We start from the raw sequence: 7,955 nt of genomic DNA on the forward strand, positions 1-7,955 counted from the left end.
GTGTACTGATTTAAATTGCCGACTGAATCAGCGTTAACCCTTGGCTGTGGCCGAGCTGGCGGAACGGCCGTGGAAGGCGGGCGCAGACCGCGTCAGCGCCGCCCGGCGGGCCAGCAGCGCCTGCACCTCGCCCATGATCCCGCGCCGGAAGGTAAGCACGCAGACCACGAAGATCAAGCCCGTGACCATGCTGACCGATTCGCCCAGCGTGTTGAACCAGTCCACGCCCGTAAGCGCGGCCAGGCTGCTGCCGAAATCACCCAGCTTGTTTTCCACCGCGACGATCACCAGCGCGCCCAGGATGGGCCCGGAGAGGGTGCCCATGCCCCCCACCAGCGTCATCAGGATGACCGATCCGGACATGGCCCAGTGCACGTCGGTGAGGGTGGCGAAGCCGAGCACCAGCGTCTTCAGGGCGCCCGCCAGCCCGGCCAGCGCCGACGACAGCACGAAGGCCAGCAGCTTGAAGCGGTCGGTGTCGTATCCTAGCGAAATAGCGCGCGGCTCGTTCTCCTTGATAGCCCGCAGCACCTGCCCGAACGGCGAGTTGACCACGCGCGCGATCAACAGCAGCGCGGCACCGGCCACGGCCGCCGCCACGTAGTACATGGTCAGGTCGCTCTCCAGCGAAACCAGCCCGAACAGGCTGCCGCGCGGCACCGCCTGCATGCCGTCTTCGCCGCCGGTGACGGGCGCCTGCAGGCAGAAGAAGTAGAACATCTGCGCCAGCGCCAGCGTGACCATGGCGAAGTAGATGCCCTGGCGCCGGATCGCCAGCGCACCGAAGGCCAGGCCGAGCAGCGCGGCGAAGGCCGTGCCGGCCAGCAGGCCCAGCTCCGGCGTCGCGTGCAGCGATTTCATCACGTAGCCGCAGGCATAGGCCGCGCCGCCGAAGAAGGCGGCATGGCCGAAGGACAGCAGGCCGGTAAAGCCCAGCAGCAGGTTGAAGGCACAGGCGAACAGGGCAAAGCACATCAGCTTCATCGCCAGCACCGGGTAGGCGCCGAGGAAGGGCGCCAGCGCGACGGCCGCCGCCAGCAGGGCGATCGTCAGCCTTGCGCGTGAGTCGTTGATCATCATTTTTCCTTTCCGAACAAGCCGGCGGGGCGCACCATCAGCACGCACACCATGGCCACGAAGACGACGGTCGCCGAGGCTTCCGGGTAGAACACCTTGGTCATGCCCTCGAATATGCCCAGGCCGAGGCCGGTGAAGATGGAGCCGAGGATGGATCCCATCCCGCCGATTACCACCACCGCGAACACGGTAATGATCAGGTTCTGCCCCATCAGCGGCGAGATCTGCATCACCGGCGCGGCCAGCACGCCGGCAAAGGCGGCCAGCCCCACGCCGAAGGCATAGGTCAGCGTGACCAGCAGCGGCACGTTGATGCCGAATGCTTCCACCATGCGGGGGTTCTCGGTGCCGGCGCGCAGGTAGGCGCCGAGCCTTGTCTTCTCGATCACGTACCAGGTCACGAAGCACACCGTGAGCGAGGCCACGACGACCCAGGCACGGTAGTTGGGCAGCACCATGAAGCCCACGCTGGTGGCGCCGCTAAGCGCCTCGGGCGTGGCATAGGACAGGCCGGACACACCGTAGGCCGAGCGCAGCAGGCCTTCGATCAGCAAGCTGATGCCCAGCGTCAGCAACAGCCCGTAGAGGTGGTCGAAGCGGTAGAGGCGGCGCAACATGGTGCGTTCCAGCACCACGCCCAGCGCGCCGGCAACCAACGGCGCGAGCAGCAGCATCAGCCAGTAGTTAAGGCCGAGGTAGCTCATGCCCATCCATGCCAGCACGGCGCCCAGCATGAACAGGGCGCCATGGGCGAAGTTAATGACGTTGAGCAGGCCGAAGATGACCGCAAGGCCGAGACTGAGGATGGCGTAGAACGAGCCGTTGACGAGGCCGAGCAGCAACTGGCTCAGCAGGGCGGGCACAGGTATGCCAAAAAATTCCATAGCGATGGTTCCTTACACGCCGAGCAGGGCGTTGAGCGTGGGCATCTTGTGCCCGAGCGCGCCGGCGTCGAAGCTCTCCACCATGCGGCCGTGCTCCATCACATAGAAGCGGTCGGCCAGAGGTGCGGCGAAGCGGAAATTCTGTTCCACCATCACGATGGTGTAGCCGCGCTTCTTCAGGGTGGTGATCATTCTTGCCAGTGTTTGTACGATGACGGGCGCGAGGCCTTCGGAGATTTCATCGAGCAGCAGCACGCTGGCGCGGGTGCGCAGGATGCGCGCGACCGCCAGCATCTGCTGCTCGCCGCCCGACATGCGGGTGCCCTGGCTCTTGCGGCGCTCCCACAGGTTGGGGAACATCGCATAGATCTCGTCCAGCGGCATCGGCTCGCGGCCCGCGGTTGCGCCGTCCGGCTTGAACACCGGCGGCAGCATCAGGTTCTCCTCGCACGACAGGCTGGAAAAGATGGCGCGTTCCTCCGGGCAATAGCCGAGTCCCAGAGGCGCGATGCGGTGCGTCTTCATGCCGATGGTCTCGGTGCCATTGACGCGGATCGAGCCTTTGCGGGCGCCGACGAGCCCCATGATGGCGCGCATGGTCGTGGTGCGGCCCGCGCCATTGCGGCCGAGCACGGTGACCACCTCGCCCGGATTGACGGTCAGGTCCACCCCGTGGAGGATGTGGGACTCGCCATACCAGGCGTGCAGGTCCTTGATCTGCAGGGCAGGGGTTGGTTGGGTCATGGCGTTGCCTCCGTCAGCGCGGCATCGGCCGTGCCCATGTACGCTTCCATCACCTGCGGGTTCCGCGCCATTTCCTCGTAAGGCCCTTCGGCCAGGATGGCGCCGCGCTGGAGCACGGTGATGCGGTCCGCGATGGATGACACCACGCTCATATTGTGTTCGACCATCAGCACGGTGCGCCCCGCTGAAACCTGCTTGATCAAGGCGGTTACCACCTCCACGTCTTCATGCCCCATGCCTTGCGTGGGTTCGTCGAGCAGCATCAGCTCCGGGTCCATGGCGAGCGTGGTGGCGATTTCCAGCGCGCGTTTCCGCCCGTATGCCAGTTCGGCGGTGGGCAGGTCGGCAAAGCCTTCCAGGCCGACGGCCTTCAGCAGCGCTATCGAGCGGTCATTGAGTTCATCGAGCGAGCGCTTGCTTTTCCAGAAGTGATACGCGGTGCCCAGCTTGCGTTGCAGCGCCACGCGCACGTTTTCCATCACCGTGAGCTGCGGGAACACCGCCGAGATCTGGAAGGAGCGGATCACACCCTTGCGGGCGATCTGGGCCGGTCGCTCCCGCGTGATGTCCTCGCCGTTGAACAGGATGGCGCCGGCGGAGGGCGTGTGGAACTTGGTCAGCAGGTTGAAGCAGGTGGTCTTGCCGGCGCCATTGGGCCCGATCAGGGCGTGGATGGCGCCGCGCCGTACCCGCAGGTCGACCCTGCTGACGGCGGTGAAGCCCTTGAACTCCTTGGTGAGTCCGCGGGTTTCAAGGATTACGTCAGCCTGGCTCATGCGTGCTCCGCGTCAGTGTCATTGCGTGTCGGCATCGCGGCTCACTTCTTCACGAGCGCGCATTCGCTTGCGGATAGCGGGCGGAACGCCGCGTCGCCGGGAATGGTGCCGAGGTATTTGACGAGATCCCACGGGCCCTTCGACTCCGCCGGCGACTTGGCCTGCGCCAGGTACATGTCATGCACCATCCGGCCATCCGCGCGCACCTTGCCGCCATGCACGAAGTCATCGTTGACCACCAGGGCGCGCATCTTTTCCGCCACGGCCGGCCCGTCCACCGTCTTGGCCGCCTCGATCGCCTTGAGGTAATGCAGCACGCCGGAGTAGACGCCGATCTGGCCATGCGTCGGGTAGGCCTTCTGCTTGGCGAAGAAGCGCTCGACGAAGGCCTTCGACCTGGCGTCGAGATCCAGCTTGAACGGGTCCACATAGGTCAGACCCTGCGCCACGCTGGGCCCCAGGCTCTTCAGGTCGGTGATGAAGGTCGAGGGCGTAATCACGGTCTGGCCGCCTTTGATCAGGCCGAATTCGCCGGCCGCCTTGACGCCGTTGATCATGTCATTGCCCGCGTTGGCCAGCACTACCACCTTGGCCTTGGACGCGGACGCCGCCACGATGGGGCTGCTGAAGTCGCTGGCATTGAGCGGGTGCTTGGTGCTGCCGATATTCTTGCCGCCGCTGGCATCCACCTCCTTGCGGAAATCCGATTCCAGCGACTGGCCGAATGCGTAGTCCACGGTGATGTAGTACCAGCTGCTCTTGCCGTCGGCGATCAGGCGCTTGACCAGCGGCGCCGATACCGAGTAGGTATCCCAGCCCCAGTGGAAGCCGGTGGGCGAGCAGTTCTGGTTGGTCAGCGCCATGGCGCCGCCCGTCGAGACGATATTGATCTTCTGCTTCTGCTTGGCGATTTCCTGCACCGCCAGCGCGGTGGAGGAGTTGGGGAAGTCGATCACCATGTCGACGCCATCGGTATCGAACCAGCGGCGCGCCAGCGACGAGGCGATATCCGCCTTGTTCTGGTGGTCGCCCGACAGCACGGTGACCGGCTTGCCGAGCACCTTGCCGCCGAATTCCTCCACCGCCATCTGCGCCGCGAGCACCGAGCCGCGGCCCGAGAGATCGGCGTAGGAGCCGGACATGTCGGTAATCACGCCAACCTTGACACCGCTGGCATCCGCCAGGGCGGCGGTGCCATACATCAGGGCGATCAGGGCAGGCACCAGGGCGATGCGTTGGGCTTTGTGCAGAGACTTCATGGGGGCGCTCCAGACAGGGTGAATGAAAAACGGAAAGCAGGAAGAAGAGGGGGCAGGGCCCGGCCGTGCATCGTTTGCGTACCGGCCGGCATCGCCTTGGTGCAACGATCAGTATGCTGACTATAAAATACAGTGTACTGAGCAAATTCCGGGCCAGATGCCATGGCGGGCCGGCTCAGGTCTCCAGGTCGCGGCCCCGCGTTTCGGGCACGAACACCATGCCGATCACAAACGCGAGGGCGGCGATCGAGACCGGATACCACAGGCCAAAGTACACATTGCCGCTGGACACGTTCATCGCCGTCACCACGAAGGACAGCATGCCTCCGACCCAGCCGGCGCCAAGGTGGAAGGGCAGGGACAGCGAGGTGTAGCGGATGCGCGCAGGGAACAGCTCCACCATGAACGCCGCCAGCGGGCCGTACACCATGGCGAGGAAGAGGATGGGAATCAGCAGCATCAGGAACAGCATCGGGCGGTTGATGGCCGCCGGGTCGGCGCGCTCGGGCCAGCCCGCGGCAAGCAGGGCCTGCCGGATTGCCTTGCTGTCGAAACCCTGCAGCGTCGCGTCGCCGATGCGCAGTTCGGGCTGCGGGCGCCCCTCGTCCTGGGTGAATTCGTAGCCCACGCCGAGGTCCGTCAGGTAGCCCTTGGCCTTGTCGCATGCGGATACCGGCTCGGCAAACAGTCGGAAGTGGCAGTCGCCGGCGCGCAGTTGCACGGTGTTGCGCTGCTGGAACTGTTCGAGCGCCGGATTGGCGTAATGCGTCAGCGCCTTGAAGATGGGCTGCGTGGTGAGGGCGGCCAGCAGGCAGGCGGCCATCATGATGTGCTTGCGGCCAATCCGGTCGGACAGCCAGCCGAAGAACAGGTAGCAGGGCGTGGCGATCACCAGTGCGATGCCGATCAGCAGGTGCACCAGTTCCAGCGGCACGTGCAGCGTCTTGTTGACGAAGAACATGGTGTAGAAATGCCCGGTCCCGAAGATGGCCCCGAGCCCCGAAGCCACCACGAACAGCAGCAGCACATACTTCAGGTTGGCCCAGTTCGTGAAGCTGTCCAGGATGGGCGATTTCGACGTGTTGTTGCCGGCCTTCATGCGCGCGAAGATCGGCGACTCGTGCAGCTTGCCGCGGATATAGACCGATACCACMAGCATCAGGAAGGACACCAGGAAGGGCAGGCGCCAGCCCCATTCGCGAAACTGCGCCTCGCTCAGGAAGGTCTTGAGCAGGTACACCACCAGCAGTGAGGAGAGCAGGCCGAGGGTGGCCGTAGTCTGCAGCGAACTGGTGTAGAGGCCGCGCTTTTCGACCGGCGAATGCTCGGCGACGTAGGTCACCGCGCCGCCCACCTCGCCGCCCAGCGCCAGCCCTTGCAGCAGGCGCAACAGCACCAGCAGGATGGTCGCGGTGATGCCGATCTGGCCATACGTGGGCAGCAACCCGACACCCACGGTGGCGATACCCATCAGCAGGATCGTCACCAGGAACGTATATTTGCGGCCGATCAGGTCGCCCAGCCGGCCGAACAGCAGGGCGCCGACGGGGCGCACCAGGAAGCCCGCGCCGAAGGTGGCCAGGCTGGCGAGGAAAGCGGTGGTTTCGTTGCCGGGCGGGAAGAACAATGCGCCAAAATAGACGGCGAGCGCCGCGTAGATATAAAAGTCGTACCACTCCATCAGCGCCCCGAAAGACGACGCGAGGATCACCTTGCGCTCTTCCCTCGTCATGCCTTGCTTGCGCGCGGCGGCACTGTCACTGGTCAGGCTGATTGTCATGGCCGTAGTTCTCCTGGGGGCGTCCCAGCTTGTGCGTGTGTGTGCTTCACACTGTCAGCATGCTGAGTAATTTCAATCAGTGTACTGAGCAGAATTTGGGAGTGTTATGGGGGTTAACCCTTTTGACTCCGGCTAGACATTCCACAACCTCGTTGCTATATTAAAAATGCTCAGCATACTGAGTAATTAAGCAGACAAGCCTTCGCAAGGGCAACGGCACGCGCCTTCCCGCCCCCGTCTCAAGGCCTGCATCGAAGCACGCCCCCACCACATCAGGAGTCGCCACAGCATGACGAGAATACGGAAGATTGCCCTGGAGGAACACTTCATGGCCCCCGGTTTCCAGGCCTATTCGAAGGGATATCTCCAGCATATCGATGCGGTGGTGATGGCCGACCTCGCGAAGCGCCTCGCCGATTTCGACGACATCCGCATCGGCGAGATGGACCGTGCCGGCATCGATTTCACCGTGCTGTCGCAGACCGGTCCCGGCGTGCAGGGCGAAACGGACCGCGCCGCCGCCATCGGCCGCGCCCGCGAGAACAACGATTTCCTGGCCGCGCAAGTGGCGCGCCATCCCACCCGCTTCGCTGGCTTTGCCGCGCTGCCGATGCACGATCCCGTGACAGCGGCGGATGAACTTGAGCGCACCGTGAAGCAGCTCGGCTTCAAGGGGTCGCTGGTCAACGGGCACACCCAGGGCAAGTACTATGACGACCCCGCATACGACGCGTTCTGGGAGCGCATGCAGGAGCTGGACGTGCCGATGTACCTGCATCCGACCGACGCCTATGCGATGCCGCATGTGTACGCCGGGCATCCCGAGATCAGCGGCGCGGCCTGGGGCTGGGGCGTGGAAACGGCCAGCCATGCGCTGCGCCTGCTGTTCAGCGGCGTGTTCGACCGCTTCCCCCGGCTCAAGATCATCCTCGGCCATATGGGCGAAGGGCTGCCGTTCCAGCGCTGGCGTTTCGACAGCCGTTTCGCTGTGTACTCGCACGGTATCAGGCTGGCGAAGAAGCCTTCCGAATACATCGGCAGCAATATCGTGATCACCACCTCCGGCGTGTGCTCGCCCGCCGCGCTGAACGGCGCCATTGCCGAGATGGGCGCCGAGGCGGTGCTGTTCTCGGTCGACTATCCCTACGAATCCACCGCCATCGCCGCGGACTTTATCGAGCAGGCACCGATGGACGACGCGACCCGAAGCCTCGTCTGCCACGGCAACGCCGAACGCATTCTCAAGCTTTGAACCCCGAAATAACGGAGCGCCCCGTGCAAAAGACTTTCCGTATCGGCCAGATCGTGCCGAGCTCGAACACCACCATGGAAACCGAAATCCCCGCGATGCTGCTGGCGCGCCAGCAGGTGCGGCCCGAGCGGTTCACCTTCCACTCCAGCCGCATGCGCATGAAGAAGGTGGTCAAGGAGGAAC

Annotated in this window: 7 protein-coding genes and 1 pseudogene; 2 read left to right on the forward strand and 6 right to left on the reverse strand. The window is 64.4% G+C overall.

Going from position 1 to position 7,955, the window contains the following annotated elements:
- Positions 1-33: 33 nt before the first annotated feature.
- The 6 genes from AC1DT6_RS38370 to AC1DT6_RS38395 all read right to left on the reverse strand — a co-directional run bounded on the left by AC1DT6_RS38370 (position 34) and on the right by AC1DT6_RS38395 (position 6,520).
- On the reverse strand, positions 34-1,077 hold the full coding sequence (locus tag AC1DT6_RS38370; protein ID WP_441636536.1) for a branched-chain amino acid ABC transporter permease: 1,044 nt from the start codon (positions 1,075-1,077) through the stop codon (positions 34-36).
- On the reverse strand, positions 1,077-1,961 hold the full coding sequence (locus AC1DT6_RS38375) for a branched-chain amino acid ABC transporter permease (RefSeq protein ID WP_441636515.1): 885 nt from the start codon (positions 1,959-1,961) through the stop codon (positions 1,077-1,079). The genes AC1DT6_RS38370 and AC1DT6_RS38375 overlap by 1 nt, the downstream gene beginning before the upstream one ends.
- Before the next feature lie 12 nt (positions 1,962-1,973).
- Positions 1,974-2,705 (reverse strand): ABC transporter ATP-binding protein, encoded by a 732-nt coding sequence (locus tag AC1DT6_RS38380; RefSeq protein WP_441636513.1) that lies wholly within the window; start codon positions 2,703-2,705, stop codon positions 1,974-1,976.
- The gene (locus AC1DT6_RS38385) at positions 2,702-3,481 is read right to left on the reverse strand and encodes an ABC transporter ATP-binding protein (RefSeq protein WP_441636511.1); all 780 of its coding nucleotides are present in this window, start codon (positions 3,479-3,481) and stop codon (positions 2,702-2,704) included. Before AC1DT6_RS38385 ends, AC1DT6_RS38380 begins: the two co-directional genes overlap by 4 nt.
- A 41-nt stretch (positions 3,482-3,522) precedes the next feature.
- Positions 3,523-4,740 (reverse strand): ABC transporter substrate-binding protein, encoded by a 1,218-nt coding sequence (locus AC1DT6_RS38390; RefSeq protein WP_441636509.1) that lies wholly within the window; start codon positions 4,738-4,740, stop codon positions 3,523-3,525.
- 175 nt (positions 4,741-4,915) lie between these two features.
- Positions 4,916-6,520, reverse strand: coding sequence for an MFS transporter (locus tag AC1DT6_RS38395; protein WP_441636508.1), 1,605 nt, complete (start codon positions 6,518-6,520; stop codon positions 4,916-4,918).
- Between the two features lie 289 nt (positions 6,521-6,809).
- Here AC1DT6_RS38395 and AC1DT6_RS38400 point away from each other — a divergent pair, with 289 nt between their 5' ends.
- Both AC1DT6_RS38400 and AC1DT6_RS38405 read left to right on the forward strand, forming a co-directional pair.
- Positions 6,810-7,772: an amidohydrolase family protein gene (locus AC1DT6_RS38400; protein WP_441636506.1), complete on the forward strand. Its 963-nt coding sequence runs from the start codon at positions 6,810-6,812 to the stop codon at positions 7,770-7,772.
- A 23-nt stretch (positions 7,773-7,795) separates the two neighbouring features.
- A pseudogene (locus AC1DT6_RS38405) lies at positions 7,796-7,955 on the forward strand (Asp/Glu racemase); the annotation flags it as partial.

The organism is Cupriavidus sp. 01L45, assembly GCF_056399885.1.